We start from the raw sequence: 17,277 nt of genomic DNA on the forward strand, positions 1-17,277 counted from the left end.
CATGTATCGCCAACGCCTTCCCGGTGCCGTGTGTCATTCGAGCCTCTCCTCGCCGCGCCAGCCTGCGCAGCCTTCATGGAGCGGGTTCGAAGTCGCCCACCTCGTCGGTCATTTCGGCATACAGGGCAGTTTCGACGGGAGAAATCGGCGGCATGAGTTCCGACATCATTCCGGGCGTGGATATTGCCCTGTTCGGCGCCTTGGGCGACCTCGCCAAGCGCAAGCTGTATCCAGCCCTCTATCACCTCGACCGTGATGGTCTGCTCGAGAAGGCAACTCGCCTGATCGGTCTGGCGCGTCAGGATGTCAGCCTCGAATCCTTCAAGGACACCGTGCAGGCGGCGCTCAAGGAGCGCGTCAAGCCGGAGCATCTCGAGAAGGAATGCATCGAGCGCTTCCTCTCTCGCATCAGCTACGCGGCGCTGGACTTCAGCACCGTGGAAGGCTATTCCGCGATCGCCGATTGGCGAGCGGATGACAAGGGCAAGCCGTCGCCGCGCCCGCTGATGATCTATCTTTCCGTACCGTCGCGTATCTACGGCGACATCAGCAGCAATCTGCAGGCGGCGGGCTGTCTCGACGAGCAATCACGTGTCGTGGTCGAGAAGCCGATCGGTTCTGATCTGGAGAGCTCGCGCGTCGTCAACGACGCGATCGGTGCCGTCTTCCACGAATCCCAGATCTACCGTATCGATCACTATCTGGGCAAGGAAACCGTCCAGAACCTGATCGCGCTGCGCTTCGCCAATCCGATGTTCGGCAACCAGTGGAATCAGAACCAGATTTCCCATGTCGAGATCACCGTGGCGGAGAAGGTCGGCATTGAAGGGCGCTGGGGTTACTTCGATCAGGCCGGTCAGCTGCGTGACATGGTGCAGAACCACCTGCTGCAGCTGCTGTGCCTGATCGCGATGGACCCGCCGTCCAACCTGGATGCAGACGCCATTCGTGACGAGAAGGTCAAGGTGCTCAAGGCGTTGCGCCCGATCACCGGCGAACGTCTCAACACGGATCTGGTGCGTGGCCAGTACATCGCGGGTGCCGTCGACGGCCAGCACGTGCCGGGCTACCTCGATGAAGAGGGTGCCAACACCGAATCCCAGACCGAGACCTTCGTGGCCTTCAAGACCGAAGTTTCCAACTGGCGCTGGGCCGGTGTGCCGTTCTACCTGCGGACCGGAAAGCGCATGCCGGAGAAGCTGTCACAGATCGTGATCCACTTCCGTCAGCAGCCGCACTACATCTTCGATCCGGACCAGCGCTCGCTGGCGGCCAACAAGCTGATCATTCGTCTTCAGCCGTCCGAAGGCATCTCCCTGCAGGTGCTGACCAAGGACTCCGGTCTCGACAAGGGTATGCGTCTGCGCCCGGGCCCGCTGGATCTCGACTTCAACAGCGCCTTCCCCAAGCGCCGTATTCCGGAAGCTTACGAACGTCTGCTGCTCGAGGTCATCAAGGGTCAGCAGTATCTGTTCGTGCGTCGTGACGAGATCGAACACGCCTGGCGCTGGGTCGATACCCTCATCGACGGCTGGGAATCCCGCGCCGCCACGCCACGCCGTTATCCGGCCGGCTCCTGGGGGCCCGTCTCCTCGATCGCGATGATCACGCGTGATGGTCGCAGCTGGCATGAGGAATATTGAGATGAGCGCCACCGTGACTGAGCAGGACCCGCGCGGTCAGACCGCACGCTCTCTCGCCGAGTATCTGGCCACCGCCTTGCGAGCTGATCTCGACGTTGACCCGTCAGCACGTGCGCTGCTGGTGGTATCCGGCGGCTCCACGCCCAAGCCGCTGTTTGCCGCGCTGCGCGACAAACCGCTGGACTGGTCGCGGGTCGATATCACTCTCGCCGATGAGCGTTGGGTGAGCGAAGACGCCGATGACAGCAATGCACGCTTCGTGCGTGAGCACCTGCTGAGTGGTGCGGCCAGTGCCGCCACCTTCCATCCGCTGACCAACGCCGAGGCAGAGCCGGAAGATGGTTGCGCAGAAGTGAGTGCTCGCATCGCGGCGCTCCCCTGGCCGGCCTCCGCGCTGATTCTCGGCATGGGCGGCGATGGCCATACGGCCTCGCTGTTCCCGGATGGCGACCGCCTGCAGGAAGCGCTGACCAGTGCGGATTGCTGTGTGCCGATGCGTGCACCCAGCGTGCCGCAGGCGCGTATCACGCTGTCTCTCGAGCGTCTGCGTCAGACGCGTCGTACCGTGCTTCATCTCACGGGGACCGACAAGCAGGCCGTGCTGTCGCGCGCGCTGAGCGATGTCGAAGCGGTCAGTGAACTGCCGATTCGTGCCTTCCTGTCCGCGCCGCTGGCGCTTTACTGGGCCCCCTGATCACATCGGCCGCGGCCAGCCACAAGGGAGGCTGGCCGCGGCACAAGGAGAACGCCATGAGCTTTGAAAAACAGCTTCCGTCGACTCGCACCACCGAGATCGACAGCATCTGCCAGAAAGCCTCCGTGCTGCCGGTGATCGCCGTCGAGCGCATCGAGGACGCCGTACCGCTGGGCAAGGCCCTCTACGAAGGTGGCCTGACCGTATTGGAGGTCACGCTGCGTACCGACTGCGCGCTGGAAGCCATCCGCCTGATGCGTGAAGCGCTGCCCAACGCCAGCATCGGTGCCGGCACCGTGTTGACGCCGGAACAGTATCGCCAGGTGGAAGAGCTGGGCGTCGACTTCATCGTCACGCCGGGCACCACCGAAGCGCTGTACCAGTACGGCGTGACCAGCAGCGTGCCGATGCTGCCGGGCGTCGCGACCGTCTCGGAGCTGATGACGGGCTGGCAGTACGGTTACCGTCGCTTCAAGTTCTTCCCAGCGGAAGCCGCGGGCGGCGTCAATGCGATCAAGTCCTTCGGTGGCCCGATCAGCGAAGCTCGCTTCTGCCCGACTGGCGGTATTTCCCTGAGCAACGCCGCCGACTACCTCGCGCTCAAGAACGTGATGTGTGTCGGTGGTAGCTGGGTCGCGCCGCAGAAATTGATCGATGTGGGTGACTGGGATGGTATCCGCGAGCTGGCGCGTGAAGCCTCAGAGCGTTTCCACCGCTGAAGCCTGATATCTGGATGAGTGCTGGCCACTGATCCAGCGGTTGCCTGCCAACGTCATGCACGCCGTCGTGCTTGAGGCTGACAGGCTGCCAGTACTGCTCTCTCTCGACAGCTTGGCTGTTGCTTGTGACCCGTCTCTCACGAGGCGGGTCTTTTTTATGCGCGTCATCTGGGGAGAGAGGCGAGGCTAACTTGTCTGGCTGGAGTCGCTGGGCTGGTCGTGATGCTGGTTTCAGCGCTGCGGCGTGCTCAGCTGACAGTAGAGGTCATCCAGCAAGGGCAGGGCCATCCCATGTCGGGCGGCAGTGCGGCGCAATGGGCCAAGGATCGCCTCGACCTCGGTAGGGCGATCGGCGAGCACATCCTGCAGCATCGAGGCGCGATTGTTGGCGGTCGCGCGGATGACCTGTTCGACCAGCGCCTGCCAGCCTTCCCCCGGGGTAGAGATGCCTTCGCTATCCAGTACCGCGCTGATCTCCTCGACCGCCTGGCGCACCATTGGCGCAAATGGCCGGTCGCGCAGCTGGCCATTGCGAATGCGATAGCGTGCCACCAGGGGATTGATCGCCGCATTGATCGCCAGCTTGTGCCACAGGCGAGTCTTGATGTCCGGTGTCTGTTCGCATGCAAACCCTGCTGCTCTGAGCCAGTCACATTGCAAGAGAGCGGCCTGGTGGGACTGACGGCCGAGATCGCCGTAGCCGTCACTCTGCCATGCGCCTAGCCAGGTGTGGCCGCGCCCGGCATGTTGCACGGCAAGGTGCTGGAGTTCCTTTGTTGTTGCGTCAGTGTCAGGCGTCGCGCTTGCGCCGGTCTCGGCTGGCAGCCAGGCGCCTTCGGTGGTGCTGGCGCATAGCAGGTTGGCGTGGCGTTCGGCCAGCCACGGCTGAGCGCTCAGGCCATTCTGCCAGCAGGTCACGGGAATCTCGGGCGTGATATGTGGTGTCAGTTGCTGCCACACGGCGGGTACATCGTGGGCTTTGGTCGTCAGCCAGATGGCAGAGGGCTTTCTGGATGGCAGGCCTTGCAGTGTGTCAATTGTTGAATAGCTTATCTTTTCGATAACAGGGTGTGATTCTGGCGTGGTCATCTCGAGCGCGACCGCCTGCCCTGCCATTGCCTGGCGCCCCAGCAGCAAGACACGCGGTAGCGCGGATGTTCCCTGCTCACGAAGCTCTCGCTGGCGTGCTGCCATCAGCGAAGCCGCCAGCAGGCGCCCGATGGCCCCCGGACCGATGATCCACAGCCAGTTATCTTCCGGATCAGTCATTGTGTGCATATTCGTCATCTTGTCATGGAGAGCAGAGCAGGTGAGCGCAAGAGGAGGCCGGTGGTACTCCACCTGACCCGCTGTCAGCTATCGGTCTTGCGCCGTGACCCAGTCGCTCGCTTGCGGGGGCTTCTGGATGAGGCACTTTTACGAGAAGCACCGTCCCTATTGCTGCTAGAAGAGCTGCCAGAAGCTGCCTTGCCAGAAGAGCTGCCGGACGCGCGCTTCTTGTAGGACGTGGCCTTGCGACGCGAACCGCTCTTGCCACTGCCCTTGCGCGGCGCGGGTGTCGCACCCCCGACGCTGGCCAATGCCGTGCTCAGACGACTGGCGGAGCTATCGGCGAGCAGCGCTCGCAGGTCCACGATCAGCTCGCTCAGGAAGGGGGCCGCCGGATCGCCCTGCTCGTGGATCATGCTCAGGCGCTGCTCCCACTGAGCGGTGCGCTCCGGGCGCGACACGGCATCCGGCAGCGCGTGGATCAAGGCGCGGCCGATACGCGTCGAGCGCATCGCCTGGCCTTCTCGCACCAGATAGCCGCGGTTGATCAGCGTCTCGAGCATGCCGGCGCGTGTCGCCTCGGTGCCCAGGCCGTCTACATCGCGCAAGGTGCGCCGTACCGCTTCATCCTCGACGTAACGGGCGATGTTCATCATCGCCTGGATCAGGCTGGCGTCGTTGAAGGGCTCCGGCGGCCGGGTCTCCTTCTCCTCGATACCGCAGTCGAGCACGCAGGCCGGTTCGCCTGCCGTCAGGGCGGGCAGCGGCGGCGGGGTCTTGTCGTCGGCGGCTGTGTTCTTGTCAGAGGTCTTCTTGTCTGAGGCCTTCTTGTCAGCGGCCTCCCCGGCCTCCGCAGTGCGCTGGAACAGCACCTTCCAGCCCTCGTCGATGACGCTGCGGCCACTGGCGCGGAAGGGCTCCTTGGCGAAGCGCAGCTCGACCTTGACCTCGCGATAGCGATAGGCCGGATAGAACTGGGCCAGCACGTTACGCGTGATCATGCGGTAGAGATTGGCCTCATCGCGCGAGAGGCGCGCATAGTCCGGCTCGCGTCCGGTCGGCGCCAAGGCGTGGTGCGCGCTGACCTTGCTGTCATTGAAGGCGCGCGAGCGCAGGCTGAAATCGGCGCCACCACTGAAGCGCTCAAGCTCGCGGTCGCCCACGCAGGCGCTGATCATCAGATTGGCCATGCCGGCGTGATGTTCACGCGGCAGATAACGGCAATCGGAGCGCGGGTAGGTGATCAGCTGATGACGCTCGTAAAGCGCCTGGCAGGTGTCGAGTACCTTCTGGGCGGGCAGGCGAAAGCGGCGCGCAGCATCGACCTGCAGCGCCGAGAGCGAGTAGGGCAGCGGTGCGGGTTGAGACTTGTCGCTGGCCTCGACACTTTCGACATGGCCATCGCCGAGGGTGGTCAAGGTCGCGAGATGGCGGGCGAGGCGCTCGGCGGGGCGGCTATCCAGCAGGCGACCCTTGTCATCGAGTGGCAGCGGGGTGCCCTTGTCCGCCAGACGTTGCAGCCAGGGTGAGCTGGGTGCATGCCACCAGGCCTTGAAGCTGCCCGCCGCTACGCCAGCCTCGATCCACAGCGGGAAGAAGGTGCGGGGCTCGAATGCCTCGATTTCCTCGTCACGGCGCACGACCAGCCCCAGCAGCGGCGTCTGCACACGGCCTACCGACAGGACACCGTCATGGCCAGCCTGGCGCCCGGTCAATGTCCAGGCGCGGGTCAGGTTCATGCCATACAGCCAGTCGGCGCGCTGTCGCGCCAGCGCGGCTTCATAGAGCGGCTGCCAGCGCTGATTGTCGTCCAGCTTGTTGAGGGCACGGCTGACGGCGGGGCGATTCATGTCACTGATCAGCAGACGCTTGACCGGCCCGCGCCAGCGCATGTGCTCCAGCACTTCCTGTACCAGCAGCTGGCCTTCACGGTCAGGGTCGCCGGCATGCACGACCTCATCGGCCAGCTTGAGCTGCTCGCGGATGATCTTGAGCTGACCGCGCGCCTGGCTGCGCGGCTTGAGTTTCCATTGCTCGGGGATGATCGGCAGGTGATCCAGCGACCAGCGCTTGAAGCGCTCGTCGTAGTCATCCGGCGGGGCCTGCTCCAGCAGGTGGCCGATGCACCAGGTGACACGGGTGTCACCGGCATCGATATAGCCGTCGCGCTTGCTTGAGTGTCCGGGCAGCGCCTCGGCAATGGCGCGGGCGAGGCTGGGCTTTTCGGCGATGATCAGGCGCATCGGGCATCCTGCGGTCAAAGGCTGTCGATATGATGATCCATACAGTATGCCGTTGGCCCGAGGCGGGGATCAATCGTCGTCGAGCGCGCGACGTGCCTGGACGAGGGCGCGATACCAGTCGCGGTTGGCGGTCTGGATCAGCGGGGGGCGATTGGAGAGATAGCTGACCGGGTGGTGGTCGGCGGGCTGATAGTTGCTGAGCATGTTGAGCGTCGCTTCACGGGCGCCGAAGGTATCGCGCAGGAACTCGATGGCCAGCGGCTCCAGCTCGACGCGGTAGTGGCGCACCAGCGCGATGGCCAGTGATTCGGCGGTGCGTGACAGGTCATCGTCGATCTCGCGCACCATGGCGCTGCCCAGCGCCGCCTTGGCCGCCGCGGATTGATTGGGCTCCAGCTGGCCGAAATAGGCGGCGTTGGAGCCATTGATGGCGCGCTGCACGGCCGGGCGTGACAGATGTATGTGGGGCTCCAGCGCGAGGGCGATCTCGACCGCCATCGCCTTGGCCTTGTCGACACCGACCCGCAGCACCGTCTCGCGCGCCTGGTAGGCGATCTCGCTGTCGACGCGCTTGATGCGGCTCTCGTTCAAGTGATCGGCCAGATGCTTGCAGACCTCCGCCTTGGCTTCATCGTCCAGCGCGATGGTCTTTTCCTGGATGCGCAGACCGCGACGGCCCGGACCGACCCGCAGGCGGGTGGCGTCATCGGACATCTGCGAGGCGATGTTTTCCCAGCGCTTGGACATCTTGAGGAAGACGGCGTGGCTGCGTCCGACCTGCTCGTAGGCATTGGTCACCGTCTTGTAGAGGCGGATGGCGTTGGTGAGGATGTCGGCCCGCGAGCGCAGCGCAGCGCGGTGTTCACGATCGCCCTCATTGACCGCGATCGCCAGATGCGTCACCTGCTCGGCCAGGGCGTCCATCGCCTGGGTGGAGCGCTCCAGCAGTACCTCGGCGCGCAGGCCAGAGGCGGCGTCTTCCACCAGGGTGCCGGACTGCTCGGCCAGATAGACCGTCAGCGCTTTGAGGCGTGACAGGCCGGTGGCCTGACGAATGCGATACCGCGAGCGGGCATGCTCGAGGTTGTCCAGTGCGCGCGCCAGCTTCCAGCGGCCGCGGTATTCGAAGGTCAGCAGCGGAATCTTGCGCCCGCTGATCAGCTCGAAGGCCAGAATCAGCATCTCCTCCACGTCCTGCAAGGTCATCAGCAGGTCGTTGTCCTGCTCGATGGCGGCCAGCACACGCTCGATGAAGTTCTCGTCACGCGGCACGCCGCTGTGCAGGTCGGGCGCGCGTCCTTCGAAGCGCTCACGCAACAGGCCGATGGCCTCGGGGGCCAGTTCGGCCAGCTCATTGAACTGGGGTTCGAGCCATTCGCGGTTGAGGCTGTTCATGTCGCGGATGCGCGCATGCAGGCCCACGCGACGATAGACGTCGATCTGGCTGATGATGCGCGCGGCATCACGGTCATCGAGCAGCTCCAGCGCCGCCAGCTCGACCCCCTCCGGCGCCAGGTCCTGCTTGCGCAGCAGCATGGCCGCCGCTTCACGCCGGCGGGCATCGCCTTCCAGGCTCTCGACGATCAGGTTGCGCGTGGCGAGGATCAGCTCCGGCACGGTGTCGATGACGCGCTCGATCTTGGCTTCGGTGCGGTCATAGCGCCGTGAGCTGGTCAGGTTGTGGGCGATGTTGGCCACGATGCCCGCGACACCGGTGATGACGGTGTAGGAGATGAAGAAGATGTAGTTCTCGAAGGTCGGTTCCTTGCCGTAACCGAGCAGATAGCCGCCCCAGGCGCCGATCAACGTCACCGGGCCTGCGGTCCACAGGATCTGCATCAGGCTCACCGACCAGGGCACACGCTCCACGGCCTGGGTAATGCGGCGAATCTCGTCGCGGCCCTCACGCTCAAGACGTACCTGGGGCGCGTCATTGGCAGTGTTGGCTCGGGGACGAAAGGGGCTCGGCAACAGCAAGGCAGGCTTCCTTGATTGAACGGGGTGGGGCTTCTGGCGCGACATGGGCTGCCGAGAGGTTCGTGAGCACGAGCCTCGAGCGCAGCGCGGGGCAAAGGGTGTCGTCAACAGTAGCATTGGGCAGCCTTTTGGCTCCAGTGAGCAAGGGCCGCAAGCGGGTCGAGCGTGGTAGAATTTCGCCCGCCACTGACTGGCCAGCGGGTCTCGCCAGGTCGTCAGGCTCACGCTAGGACATCAAAAAGCTCTGGAGGTTGTGTGGAACGAGACTTGGAAGCAGGAAAGGGGGCAGATGACGGGGCTGAAGTCGTGCTGCTGGACGGCGGCATGGGCCAGGAACTGGTGCGTCGTAGCGGCCGTGAGCCGACCCCGCTGTGGTCGTCTCAGGTGATGCTGGACCAGCCTGAGCTGGTGCGTGACCTGCACCTCGATTTCATTCGTGCCGGCGCGCGCGTCATCACGCTCAATACCTACACGGCCACGCCGCAGCGTCTGGGTCTGGCGGGTGTCGGCGAGTCGATCGCGGCCATTCATGCCGCTGCTGGCAAGGCCGCGCGGGATGCCATCGACCTGAGCGGTGAGACGGATGTCCGCGTGGCGGGCTGCCTGCCGCCGCTGGTCGCCACCTATCGCCCCGATGTCGCGCCGGATGCTGACGAGTCCCTGGCCAGCTACCGCCGCCTGGTGGAGTTGCAGGCGCCGCTGGCCGATATCCTGCTGTGTGAGGCGCTGTCTTCCTGCGTCGAGGCGCGCGCCGCGGCCACCGCAGCACTCGAGAGCGGCTTGCCGGTGTGGGTTTCGCTGACGGTGAAGGATGACCTGACCGCGACCCTGCGCAGTGGTGAGCCGCTGGCAGAGGCGATCAGCATGCTGCAAGCGATGGACGTGGACGCGATCCTGATCAATTGCAGCGCGCCGGAAGCCATTCAGGGTAGTCTGGAAAATCTGCTGGCCAGCCCGCTGCCGACCGGTGCCTATGCCAACGGCTTCACCTCGATCGCGGAGCTCAATCCCGGCGGCACCGTCAAGGACCTCAAGGCGCGCGAAGACTTGGGGCCGGAGCAGTACGCGGCGCATGCGCTGGGGTGGGTCAATGCCGGTATTCGTATCGTCGGCGGTTGCTGTGAGGTGGGCCCCGCGCATATCGCCTGCCTGGCCGAACAGCTCAAGGCCTCAGGTTATCGCTGTGTCAGTCGCTTGAGTGAGTGAACGATGAGGGGCGTGGCCTCCTCATGATAGACTTCGACTCTTGATTCGCAGGCTCCGACGGGGCTGTGAAACGCTTTTCTAGGGAGATGCCATGCTTGCCGAGTGGGTCGAACGGCTCTTGAGTTACGCCAGTGGGGCACTTGATGCCATCCGCGCCGATGAATCCTTTCCTGCCTTCATGCAGTGGGCGCATTCGGAGGGCGTGAACTACAGCGGTGGCGACGAAGCGCTGGCGGTAGCGCTGGCGCCGGTGCTATGGAGCCAGACTCCGCTGGTGCGACTCGACTTCGCGCGCGAGTCGTTGGCACCGCCGGGACGCAACGAGCCTTGCTGGTGTGATTCGGGGCGCAAGTACAAGCAGTGCTGCGACAAGGTGCAGCTGCCGGCGATTCCGGATCATCTGATGTGGATGCTGTCGCTGCGCGAGTTCAAGGGCGAACAGCTCAAGGCGGCGCTGGCCTCCGGTCTCGCGCCGGCGCAGGCGCTGCTCGAGGCGGGGCTGATCAGCGCCGAGAGCGGCAATCGCGGACGGGCCCAGCAGATCATGGAGGCGCTGTTCGATACCAGCGACTGGTCGCGCCTGCCCGAGCAGGCCGAGCCTGGCTTCGAACTGCTGCTGGATCTCTATCAGGAGCGCGGCTTCACCCGCAAGAAGGCGCTGCTGCTCGATGAGGTACTCGAGCGTGGCCCTGCCTTCCTGCGCGGCGTCGCCCTGGAGCATCAGTGTCTGCTGCATCTAGATAGCGATGATCTGGGCTCGGCGCGCGCCGCCTTCATTCGTGCCCAGCAGACGCTGCCCGATTCGCCGACGCTTGCGTATATCGAAGCCATGCTGCTGCTGCACGAGGGTCAGCCGGAAGAGGCGCAGGATCGCGCGCGCTTCTGGTGGCGTCGTCTGTCCAAGCAGAAGGACATCGAGCCCGGTCAGCTGGAATTCCTGGCGGATCTGGCCGAAAATCCGCGTGCCACGCTCGCCGAGCAGATGGTCAACTCCGATGAGTCCCTGTCGGATTCACTGGCCGCCCTGCAGGCGTTGTTCGAGGTGATCGAGCATCCGCCGCGTCTGGCGCTGGAAACGCAGCAAGATGGAAGCCTGCTGTTCCGGCAGAATGCGGAGCAGGCCGTGACACTCGGTCTCTGGGAGGCTGTCTTCCCGGCGCGTATCGAGGAAGAGGCGGCACTGGCGCTGGATATCGATCCCTGGGATGCCCAGGACCCCAACGAATGGCTGCAGCAGCTGTGCGCCAGCCCCGAATGGCTGGACGTTCCGGCGGTGTGTCAGGGGCTGATCCTGGCGCTGGCCAGTCGCTTCGGTAGCCTGCCGTGGATGTCGGACACCTTCTTCGTGCCGCTGGCACAGCGCTTCGATCGCTGGCTCGATCAGATCGAACAGGCCGGCGGCCTGCTGCGCTGGGAAGATGGCGACAACGCCCAGTTGCTGCGCTGTGGACTGGGGCTGGTGATCGGCATGGAGCGCGGCGAGCGCGAGCGCTCGCGCCAGCTGGCGGAGCGCCTGCTCAAGCTCGACGAGGAAGACAGCCTCGGCCTGCGTGAGCTGGTACTGGATCAGTTGCTGCGCGAAGGCCGCAACGACGAGGCCGTGACCCTCGCCGAGCATGATATCGAGCGACGTGCCGTCGATGAGGAAATGCCGTTGTTGGGTATCCTGATGGGCCAGGTGCTGGCGCTCTACCGACTGGGGCGCGACAAGGATGCCGAGCAGGCACTCGAGATCGTGCGGGAAGCCAATTCGCATCTGATCAGCCTGCTGCTGGCGGAGCATCCGCGGCCAGTGAGTCTGGCGGTGGAAGCGCCGGAACCCGGCACGCGTGGCGAGGCCTGGCAGTACCGCACCCTGATGCGGGACCAGTGGAAGCGCAGCGAGGGCGCGCTTGCCTGGCTGGCCAAGCATCGCTGAGTCGGTGTCAGAGGCCGCTCATGCTACCTGGCGAGTGATCGCAAGCACTCGTATGGCAAGTCCTCGTGTGACAATGCCCCGTATGACGAGGCTCGTATGAAAAAACCCCGCAGTGCCAAGGCACTGCGGGGTTTTTGTGTCTCGTCCTGTGGCGCGAGGCGAGTTCAGGGGGAAGCATGAATGGACACGATCACTGCTGCTTGCCTTGCTGGCGCAGACGCCAGGCTTCTCGAAGGGCGCTGCGTAGCCCCGGCGTCTGGCCGACCTGGATGGCCTCCAGCGTCGCAGCGAAGGCATCCGGTGTGGCGCGCCAATCCGGGGGCTGGATGGCGCCTGCACTGCTGATGCCGACCCTGTCCAGAGGGGGCGGCGAGCGCTCGGGCAGTGCCCCGAACAGCCGCATGCGGCTGTCCTGCACCTGGCGCAGACGATGGCGAAGCTCCTTGTAGCGTGAGCCGAAGGGGCGTGTGGCCAGGGAAATCAGGGCCGCCAGAATCCGCTCTTGCCATTCAGGGCGTGCCGGGTTGCGGTAGGCGACACCGCGTTGCGAGGCGGCGCCTGCCTGGCGGCGGTCCTTGAACCAGTGCGGGGCCGTCCCGTCGAGTGCCTCGCCCTCGAACAGGATGCCGGCGTTGACCTGCTGGCCACCGTGCACGCGGGTGAAAGGCAGGATGACGCAGTCCTCGAGCATGGCGCCTTCTTCCACGTAGCTGCCCTGTTCCAGGCAGCATTGCCCCTTGAGTAGCACGCCGGGTTCCACATGGGTGGTGATCCCGGCGAAGCCGCCAGTGAGGCGCGATTCATCCAGGCGGGTTGCGCCGGCGGCGTAGTAGACGTGGTGCAGGTCCTGCTCGCCGGGCAATACCCCACGTTCGCCATGCGGTGTCAGGCCTGAGTCAGCGGCATCGAGTGCCTGCATCACCAGGGTGTGATAGTGCGACAGCGAGGCCAGCAGGGCAGGTCCCAGCTGGGGATTGTCACGCAGTTCCGGCCAGTGAAGACGATCGAGCGTCGGGTCTGCCACGCTGGCTGGATGGCAGACCGGCGCGCCCGACGCCATGGCCTGCTCGCTGATCGCGAGGCTGTCATCCTTGAACCATTCCGGCACCAGCAGCACATCGGCACGTAGTACTGGAGCAGGCAGGGCGGCCATGGCGCCGAGCCGCTTGATATGCTCGCGCGGGTCTCGCTCGCCGGGCATCGGCAGAATGTCGAGATCGATGCCCCAGCGTGAGCCATCGGCGATACGCGCCCGGAACCACTCGGGGTCACGGGCGATGATCAGGCTGATATGCGTCACGCCTCGCCCGACCAGCAGGTCGAGGTTGCGTTCCAGCACGCTGCGGCCGGCGATCGGCAGCAGGGCCGGCGAGTAACGGCGGTCAATCGGCGCGACTTCCTGGCCGAGACGGTCCGCCAACAGGATCACATGCATTGCACACCTCCTTGGCATGAATCATGACACTGGCGCAGCGCAGCACGAATGAGAGAAGTTTCGCGCATCAGTAGGCTCCACGGCTGGTCAGAACGGCAGGAATCGTGCGCAACAGCAGCTTGATGTCTTCCTTGATGCCCTGACGATGCAGGTAGAAGAGATCCAGATGGATCTGTTGCTCGAAGGACAGATCCGAGCGGCCCGACACCTGCCACAGCCCGGTCAGCCCCGGGGTGGCATCGAGACGCATGCGCGCGCGCGCCTCGTAAAGTGCCACCTCGCGGGCCAGCGCCGGCCGCGGCCCGACCAGCGCCATCTCGCCGCGCATCACGTTCCATAGCTGCGGCAGTTCATCGATGGACAGCTTGCGGATCACCCGACCCACCCGCGTGATGCGCGGGTCCTGCTTCATCTTGAACAGCACCCCACCTTCGCTCTCATTGGCGGCTTGCAGTTCGCGCAGACGCTCTTCGGCGTCGATGTACATCGAGCGGAACTTCCACAGCTTGAACGGCTTGCCGTGACGCCCGATACGCTCCTGACCGAACAGCACCGGGCCTGGCGATTCCAGGCGGATGGCCAGCACCGTGCCCAACAGCAGTGGTGACAGCACCAGCAGCACGCCGCTGGCGCCGACGATATCCATGGCGCGGCGTGCGCGCGGGGTCAGCCAGTTGTTCACTCGCCATCGAAAGTGGCGCCAGTTGGAGCGTGACTTCATCCACAGGCCGCGGCCGGGAATCGCCTCTTCTCCATACTTGCGCACGCTCATCAGAAAGCTCGGGTTGCCAAGCACGTAGCGCTTGAACATGCGGCGTGGCTCCATCAGCAATCGCCAGGCCCATTCCATGCCCAGTCTGCGTACGACGTCCGGCGCACGCGGAATGCGCTGGGAGTAGAAGTCGAACAGACCGCCGACGCCCATGACCACCGGCACCTCGAGTCGCTCACGATAGGTCGAGATCCACTTCTCCTGCGTCGGCACCCCCATTGCCACCAGCAACAGGTCAGTGCCCTGATTGATCTGCGCCAGCACGTCGTCGATGCTTTCCGGGCCGATGAAACCGTGATGTACACCACTGATCTCGAGCATCGGCCATCGCTCGCGGAGCTTGTCGGCCATCCTGTCGGCTACGCCCGGGGCGGCGCCGAGAAGGAACAGGCGCTTGTTCTCCGCCACCAGCATGTCGCACAGGTGGGGCAGCAGATCGGTGCCATTGAGGTTGGCTTCGAGCTCCTGGCCGAGCATGCGGCAGGCCATCTTGACGCCGCTGCCATCAGGCAGCAGCAGGTCGCTGTCATGCAGTACCTGCATGTAATAGCGATCGACCTGGGCCACGTTCAGGCAGTGGGCATTGACGAAGTTGACGGTGCGCGGTTCGGGATTGCTGATCCAGTCGCGCAGAAGATTCAGTGCCGTCTCCAGGTCAGTATTGACGAAGGGCACTCCCAGTACACTGACATGTGGCAATGTCTTGACGTGATCAGTAGTGAATAGAGTCTGATCAATGGGTTGGCTCATCATGGCGTCTCCACTTCATGAGCGTCACGCTGTTGATTCGGTCTGACCGACTGCGGGCGCGGCGCATTGTCGATCTTCTTCTTCTGTGCCTTGCCGATGACCCCCTGGGCGAGCCCTTCACAGCGTAGATAGAGGCTCCTGGGCATCACGCGCAGCATCAGGGCGGCCCCTGCCGTGGCAGCGGTGCGCCCGAATTCTGCCTTCCAGATGCCTGGCCATGCCTTGATGGCGCGGCGACAATACTCCCAGGCAGCCTCCCCGTCACGCAGGCGAATCGCCTGGCGCGACAGATAGCGCAGTTGGTAGGCCTGGGCGCGGGGATACCATTGTTCGATGAAGTCAGGCGCGTAGGCGCGCGTCAGCTCGACGATCGCAAGCCAGCTCTGGTACTGGCGTTCCAGTTGTGCCGAAAGCCCGCCTTCATTGAGCCGGTAGCGGGTCAGCGGCTCGGGGATGCCTTCCACCGTGGTGCCGGTCTTGAGGGCAATGCGTGTCCAGCATTCGATGTCTTCGCTTTGGCGCAGGCTCTCATCGAAGTAACAGGGCAGCACGCCACCTCCCTTGACCTCACAGTCGAAGGCGATGGCCTCGAGAATCTCGCGGCGGATAACCGGTGCCGAGCCATTGCCCACCGGGTTGCGACAGAACAGCAGCCCCGGCGTGATATCGGTCAGGCTCGGCATCTGGTAGTAGTCCAGCGGTTCGCCGTTGGCATCGACGAAGGCCGAGCGCGAGAAGGACAGACCTACCTCGGGGCGTGACTCGAGGTGCTCGCGGTGACGCGCCAGCTTGGCGGGCTCCCAGATGTCATCGGAGTCCAGGAAGGCCAGATAGCGACCTTGAGCAGCACGCACGCCGGTGTTGCGTGCCCCGGCCAGGCCGCGATTGACCGGATGCGTGATCAGCGTGAGGCGCGGGTCGTCGTAGGCCTCGCAGATCGCCCGGCTGCCATCAGGGGAGCAGTCATCGACGACCAGCAGTTCGAAGTCGCCATCCTCCTGCGCCAGCACGCTGTCGATGGCGGCCGCGACGAAACGTTCGACGTTGTAGATCGGCATGATGACCGAAAAGGTCGGGGTCATGGTCTGGCCTCCTGGACGTCCCTGTCTGGGGAAAGCGATGCGGTGGATGCTGCTGCGTGAGGTGTGTCTGGTGTGTCTAGCGAATCTGGTGGCGGCGCATCTGTCACCCGGCCGTCCTGAGCGAGGATCAGCCGGCGTGTCCACAGATAGCCGGGCAGGGCAGCCAGGCTGATGCCGACCAGAATGCCGGCCGCGACGCCATTGATGCCGAAGGGGACGCCGGCGAACATGCCGGCGCCGAGCATCAGCGTCATGAAGATCTGCAGTTTGAGATCTGCTCCGGGCATGCCCTGGGCGCGCAGTAACTGGCCGCAACTGTCGAGCAGAATGCGCGGCAGGGCGGAGAGGCAGATCAGGATCAGGATCGGCAGGGCACCACGCTCGACCCAGGCCTCCCCGAACAGGATCGGCACATACCAGGGTGCCAGCAGGCTCTGGGCGATGATGGCGGGCACGGCGACCAGCGCGAACAGACGCATGCCGTGGTGCATGCGTGCCATGCGCTCACGGGAAGTCATGTCACCGCACAGCTGTGGGAAGATGGCGGTGGAGTAGGCGCGCAAGAGGCCAAGGCTGATGCCGAGTCCGGCATTGAAGGCAAAGAAGTAGACGCCGAGCACGTCCATGGCGAACAGGGCGCCGACCAGCAGGTAATCCATCTGCTGACGCAGTACCGAGACCACCTCGACGCCCATCATCGGGCGCGCGAAGCTCATCAGCGGACGCGACCACAGCGTGGAGGGGCGCTCATCGATGCGCCATGACTCGCACCAGCGGTAGGTCAGGGTCCAGATGGGCGTCACGATCAGCTTGGGCAGGATCAAGGCCCAGAACCCGGCACCCATGGCGGCCAGCAGCATCACACCGACGGCCTCGCCGATGCTCTGGCCCATCTCGATGCGCGCCGTGATGTGCAGGCGGTTGCTGCGCAGAATTCGTGCCGCGTTGATGGCGGCGGGGGGCAGCATCGGGAAGATCAGCGCCAGCGCCATCAGCGGCAGGGTCAGGTCGGGAGCGTCATAGAGGTAGGCCAGCAGCGGGGCCAGTGCCATCTGCAGTACCATCAGGCCAAGGCACACCACCCAGTTGAACCAGTAGGCATCGCGACACAGGCGTTCATATCCTTCGCGACCGGCTTGCACCAGGGCGGGTACCACGGCGGCATTGGAGATGGCGTGCATGATCTCGTGCGCGGTGAGCACGATGGCGGCGATACCGAAGGACTCCGGCGCGATCATGCGCGCCGCCACCAGGGTCGCGCCCAAGCGCGCGATGCGGTGCACCCCTTGCGACATGCCCATCCAGGCCAGATTGCGGATCAGACGGCCATTGCCGCTTTCTCCGCCACCTGACAGGCGTATCTTGAGTCGCGTGAATGCTCCCATTGCCTGGCTCCCTGGCTTCGTCGTGCCCTTTGAAGGCATCTGGTCTTGTCAGTCATGCTTTTGAACGGCTGATGTAGCCACTCTAGCGCAATGTACTGATGAATTGGCGTGATCTGGCGCAGCCTTGTTCCACTATCCCGTGATCAGGCTAGGTTGCCGTGTCGCTGCTGCCGGCATCGGCGGA

At 64.6% G+C, this 17,277-nt stretch carries 12 protein-coding genes; 5 read left to right on the forward strand and 7 right to left on the reverse strand.

Annotated features, from left to right (window positions below):
• The first annotated feature begins 152 nt into the window (after positions 1 to 152).
• The 3 genes from zwf to FLM52_03810 are packed head-to-tail and all read left to right on the forward strand — an operon-like array spanning position 153 to position 3,056.
• On the forward strand, positions 153 to 1,643 hold the full coding sequence (gene zwf, locus FLM52_03800) for a glucose-6-phosphate dehydrogenase (GenBank protein ID NVN54919.1): 1,491 nt from the start codon (positions 153 to 155) through the stop codon (positions 1,641 to 1,643).
• A gap of 1 nt (position 1,644) precedes the next feature.
• Positions 1,645 to 2,337, forward strand: coding sequence for a 6-phosphogluconolactonase (gene pgl / locus FLM52_03805; GenBank protein NVN54920.1), 693 nt, complete (start codon positions 1,645 to 1,647; stop codon positions 2,335 to 2,337).
• Between the two features lie 56 nt (positions 2,338 to 2,393).
• A complete protein-coding gene (locus tag FLM52_03810; GenBank protein ID NVN54921.1) occupies positions 2,394 to 3,056 on the forward strand; it encodes a bifunctional 4-hydroxy-2-oxoglutarate aldolase/2-dehydro-3-deoxy-phosphogluconate aldolase in 663 nt (220 codons plus the stop codon).
• A gap of 231 nt (positions 3,057 to 3,287) precedes the next feature.
• Here FLM52_03810 and FLM52_03815 read toward each other — a convergent pair whose 3' ends face one another.
• The 3 genes from FLM52_03815 to FLM52_03825 all read right to left on the reverse strand — a co-directional run bounded on the left by FLM52_03815 (position 3,288) and on the right by FLM52_03825 (position 8,545).
• Complete coding sequence (locus tag FLM52_03815) at positions 3,288 to 4,325, reverse strand: 2-dehydropantoate 2-reductase (GenBank protein NVN54922.1); 1,038 nt, start codon at positions 4,323 to 4,325, stop codon at positions 3,288 to 3,290.
• An 83-nt stretch (positions 4,326 to 4,408) separates the two neighbouring features.
• Positions 4,409 to 6,568 carry a DNA topoisomerase III gene (locus tag FLM52_03820; GenBank protein NVN54923.1) on the reverse strand — a complete coding sequence of 720 codons (2,160 nt, stop codon included), beginning with the start codon at positions 6,566 to 6,568 and terminating at the stop codon, positions 4,409 to 4,411.
• Positions 6,569 to 6,637: 69 nt separating this feature from the next.
• Positions 6,638 to 8,545: a hypothetical protein gene (locus FLM52_03825; GenBank protein NVN54924.1), complete on the reverse strand. Its 1,908-nt coding sequence runs from the start codon at positions 8,543 to 8,545 to the stop codon at positions 6,638 to 6,640.
• Between the two features lie 324 nt (positions 8,546 to 8,869).
• Between FLM52_03825 and FLM52_03830 the strand changes: the two genes are divergently transcribed.
• Together FLM52_03830 and FLM52_03835 are read left to right on the forward strand one after the other, a co-directional pair.
• Complete coding sequence (locus FLM52_03830) at positions 8,870 to 9,751, forward strand: homocysteine S-methyltransferase family protein (GenBank protein NVN54925.1); 882 nt, start codon at positions 8,870 to 8,872, stop codon at positions 9,749 to 9,751.
• Positions 9,752 to 9,842: 91 nt separating this feature from the next.
• Complete coding sequence (locus FLM52_03835; GenBank protein NVN54926.1) at positions 9,843 to 11,669, forward strand: zinc chelation protein SecC; 1,827 nt, start codon at positions 9,843 to 9,845, stop codon at positions 11,667 to 11,669.
• 190 nt (positions 11,670 to 11,859) lie between these two features.
• Here the strand turns inward: FLM52_03835 and FLM52_03840 are convergent, their stop codons facing one another.
• From FLM52_03840 to FLM52_03855, 4 genes are all read right to left on the reverse strand, one after another.
• Positions 11,860 to 13,104, reverse strand: a complete 1,245-nt coding sequence (locus FLM52_03840; protein NVN54927.1) for a hypothetical protein — start codon at positions 13,102 to 13,104, stop codon at positions 11,860 to 11,862.
• Between the two features lie 67 nt (positions 13,105 to 13,171).
• Positions 13,172 to 14,629 carry a WecB/TagA/CpsF family glycosyltransferase gene (locus FLM52_03845; protein NVN54928.1) on the reverse strand — a complete coding sequence of 486 codons (1,458 nt, stop codon included), beginning with the start codon at positions 14,627 to 14,629 and terminating at the stop codon, positions 13,172 to 13,174.
• Entirely contained in the window at positions 14,626 to 15,708 is a 1,083-nt protein-coding gene (locus tag FLM52_03850) for a glycosyltransferase family 2 protein (GenBank protein NVN54929.1), read from the reverse strand. The genes FLM52_03845 and FLM52_03850 overlap by 4 nt, the downstream gene beginning before the upstream one ends.
• Positions 15,705 to 17,132 carry an oligosaccharide flippase family protein gene (locus FLM52_03855; protein ID NVN54930.1) on the reverse strand — a complete coding sequence of 476 codons (1,428 nt, stop codon included), beginning with the start codon at positions 17,130 to 17,132 and terminating at the stop codon, positions 15,705 to 15,707. The genes FLM52_03850 and FLM52_03855 overlap by 4 nt, the downstream gene beginning before the upstream one ends.
• Between the last annotated feature and the right edge of the window lie 145 nt (positions 17,133 to 17,277).

The sequence above is a fragment of the bacterium Scap17 genome (assembly GCA_013376735.1).
Taxonomy (GTDB): domain Bacteria; phylum Pseudomonadota; class Gammaproteobacteria; order Pseudomonadales; family Halomonadaceae; genus Cobetia.

Coding starts and splice junctions, on each gene's coding strand:
- FLM52_03845 (NVN54928.1), bottom strand. CDS start 14,629: ATGATGAGCCAACCCATTGATCAGACTCTATTCACTACTGATCACGTC.
- FLM52_03830 (NVN54925.1), top strand. CDS start 8,870: ATGGGCCAGGAACTGGTGCGTCGTAGCGGCCGTGAGCCGACCCCGCTG.
- FLM52_03855 (NVN54930.1), bottom strand. CDS start 17,132: ATGCCTTCAAAGGGCACGACGAAGCCAGGGAGCCAGGCAATGGGAGCA.
- FLM52_03820 (NVN54923.1), bottom strand. CDS start 6,568: ATGCGCCTGATCATCGCCGAAAAGCCCAGCCTCGCCCGCGCCATTGCC.
- FLM52_03810 (NVN54921.1), top strand. CDS start 2,394: ATGAGCTTTGAAAAACAGCTTCCGTCGACTCGCACCACCGAGATCGAC.
- FLM52_03840 (NVN54927.1), bottom strand. CDS start 13,104: ATGCATGTGATCCTGTTGGCGGACCGTCTCGGCCAGGAAGTCGCGCCG.
- FLM52_03835 (NVN54926.1), top strand. CDS start 9,843: ATGCTTGCCGAGTGGGTCGAACGGCTCTTGAGTTACGCCAGTGGGGCA.
- zwf (NVN54919.1), top strand. CDS start 153: ATGAGTTCCGACATCATTCCGGGCGTGGATATTGCCCTGTTCGGCGCC.
- pgl (NVN54920.1), top strand. CDS start 1,645: ATGAGCGCCACCGTGACTGAGCAGGACCCGCGCGGTCAGACCGCACGC.
- FLM52_03850 (NVN54929.1), bottom strand. CDS start 15,708: ATGACCCCGACCTTTTCGGTCATCATGCCGATCTACAACGTCGAACGT.
- FLM52_03815 (NVN54922.1), bottom strand. CDS start 4,325: ATGACTGATCCGGAAGATAACTGGCTGTGGATCATCGGTCCGGGGGCC.